General features: G+C 74.8%; 1 pseudogene. It reads right to left on the bottom strand.

What is annotated here, in order from left to right:
- Positions 1-81: 81 nt before the first annotated feature.
- Positions 82-2,887 (bottom strand): annotated as a pseudogene (locus GVV04_RS33525) (type I polyketide synthase); the annotation flags it as partial.
- Positions 2,888-2,904 lie beyond the last annotated feature (17 nt).

Below are 2,904 nucleotides of genomic sequence, written 5' to 3'. Positions count from 1 at the left end.
GTCGGAGCGTTCCACGGCGGACCAGAACTCGACGTCGATGACGTCGGGGCTGACCGGGCCGGTGCCGGTCGCCGGGAGCTGCTCCGGCCAGTAGCGCTTGCCGCTGGAACGCGTACGTGGGCAGGCCGACCGTGGTCGCGCCGGTGTCCGCGAACATGCGGGGCCAGTCGACGGCCGCGCCGTTGACGTGCAGTTCGGCGAGGGCGGCCAGCAGCGCCCGGGGCTCGGGGCGGTCGGCGCGCAGCGCGGGCACCGCGACGACCGGGGTCGCGCCGTCGGCGGCCGGGTCGATCGGGGTCGCATCGGCGGTGGCCGGCTGCGGGCCGAGGACGTCCTGGGTCATCGCGGTGAGGACGCTGCGGGGCCCGATCTCCAGGAACGTGTCCACCCCGACGGCCCTGAGCGCGGTGATCCCGTCGGCGAACCGCACCGCCTCCCGGACGTGCCGCACCCAGTACCCCGGGGTACGCAACTCGTCGCCGCCGGCCAGCGCGCCGGTCACGTTCGACACCACCGGCAACCGGGGTGCGGCGAACGTGAGCCCGGCCAGCACCGACCGGAACTCGTCGAGCATCGGCTCCATCAGCGGGCTGTGGAACGCGTGACTCACCGTCAACCGGCGGGTCCGGACGCCCCGGCCCCGCCAGGTTTGCTCGATCTCGTCGAGGGCGTCCACCACGCCGGAGACCACCACGGACGACGGGCCGTTCACCGCCGCGATCCCGACCCGGTCGGCGAGACCGTCCAGGCTGGGCAGCACGTCCGCCTCGGAGGCACCCACCGCCAGCATCCCTCCACCGGCCGGCAGCGCCTGCATCAACCGACCCCGCGCCGCGACGAGAGCACACGCGTCCGCCAGCGACAACACCCCCGCCACATGTGCGGCCGTGATCTCGCCGATCGAATGCCCACCCACGAAGTCCGGCACCACACCGAACGACTCGACGAGGCGGAACAACGCCACCTCGACGGCGAACAGACCCGCCTGCGTGAACACGGTCCGGTCCAGCAGGCCCGACTCGGCCGTGCCCTCCGCCGCGAACAGCACCGGCCTCAACGGCTGCGGCAACAGCCCATCCAGCAGCCCACACACCTCGTCGAGTGCGGCGGCGAAGACCGGGAACTCCCCGTACAACTCGCGGCCCATCCCGGCGCGCTGCGCGCCCTGACCCGAGAACAACACCGCCAGCGGACCCCGGTCCGCCGCCCGACCCGCCACCACCGCACCCGACGACCCACCCGCCGCCAGGGCACGCAGCCCGGCCAGCAGGTCGTCGCGGTCGGTCGCGGCCAGCACGGCCCGGCTGTCCAGTGCCGACCGCGACACCGCCGACGACCAGCCGACGTCCAGGGGACGCAGGTCCTCGTCGGCGGCCAGCCACCTGGCCCAGCGGCCGGCCTGGCCGGCGAGCGCCGCGTCGGAGCGGGCGGACAGCAGCACCGGCACCACCGGGAGGGCGACGGCCGGTTCGGGGGCGTCGGCGTCGGCCTCCGGGGCGGGGGGTTCCTCGATGATGGTGTGCGCGTTGGTCCCGGAGATGCCGAACGACGAGACGGCGGCCCGCCGGGGCCGCCCGGTCGCCGGCCAGGGCCGCGCCTCGGTCACCAGCGACACGGCGCCCGCCGACCAGTCGACCTTCGGCGTCGGGGAGTCCACGTGCAGGGTCGACGGGACGACGCCGTGCCGCATCGCCATCACCATCTTGATGATCCCGGCGACGCCCGCCGCCGACTGGCTGTGCCCGAAGTTCGACTTGATCGAGCCGAGCAGCAGCGGCCGGTCGGCGGGCCGGTCCTGCCCGTACGTGGCCAGCACGGCCTGCGCCTCGATCGGGTCGCCCAGGACGGTGCCGGTGCCGTGCGCCTCGACGGCGTCCACGTCGGCGGTGGTGAGCCGGGCGTTGGCCAGGGCCTGCCGGATCACCCGCTGCTGGGCGGGGCCGTTCGGGGCGGTCAGCCCGTTCGACGCGCCGTCCTGGTTGACCGCGCTGCCCCGGATGACGGCCAGCACGCGGTGCCCCTTGCGCTGGGCGTCCGACAGCCGCTCCACCAGCAGGAGGCCGACGCCCTCCGCCCAGCCGGTGCCGTCGGCGGCGGCGGCGAAGGACTTGCACCGGCCGTCCGGGGCCAGGCCGCGCTGCCGGGAGAAGCCGACGAACGGGCCGGGGGTGGCCATGACGCACACGCCGCCGGCCAGGGCGAGGTCGAAGTCGCCCTGGCGCAGGGCCTGGGCGGCGAGGTGCAGGGCCACCAGCGACGACGAGCAGGCGGTGTCGACGGTCACCGCCGGCCCCTCCAGCCCGAGGGCGTACGCGATCCGGCCGGAGACGACACTCGTGGCCGTGCCGGTCAGCAGGTAGCCCTCGTCGGTGCCCTCCATCTCGGTCTGCGGGCCCATCCCGTACCCGTTGGCGGCGGTGCCGACGAAGACGCCGACCTTCTGGCCGCGCATGGACGCGGGCGCGATCCCCGCGTACTCGAACGCCTCCCACGACGTCTCCAGCAGCAGCCGCTGCTGGGGGTCCATGGCGACCGCCTCGCGGGGCGAGATGCCGAAGAAGCCGGCGTCGAACTCGGCCGCGTCGTAGAGGAAGCCGCCCTCGCGGGTGGTGGAGCGGCCCGCCCGGTCGGCGTCGGCGTCGTACAGGTTGTCCAGGTCCCAGCCCCGGTCGGTGGGGAAGCCGCCGACGGCGTCGCCGCCCGACGCGACCAGGTCCCACAGCTGCTCCGGGGTGGACACGCCACCGGGGTAGCGGCAGGACATCGCCACGATCGCGATCGGTTCGCGCGCGGCGGCGGTGAGCTGCTGGTTGAGCTGACGGAGGCGGCCCGTCTCCTTGAGCGAGGCGCGGAGCGCCTCGACGACCTTGTCTGCGGACGTAGACATCACAAGCTCCGTACTGG

Origin of the sequence: Micromonospora rubida (assembly GCF_009908295.1) — a bacterium.
Taxonomy (GTDB): Bacteria; Actinomycetota; Actinomycetes; order Mycobacteriales; family Micromonosporaceae; genus Micromonospora; species Micromonospora rubida.
The sequence above is the reverse complement of the archived record's forward strand: the minus strand, read 5'-3'. Positions and strand labels throughout refer to the sequence as shown.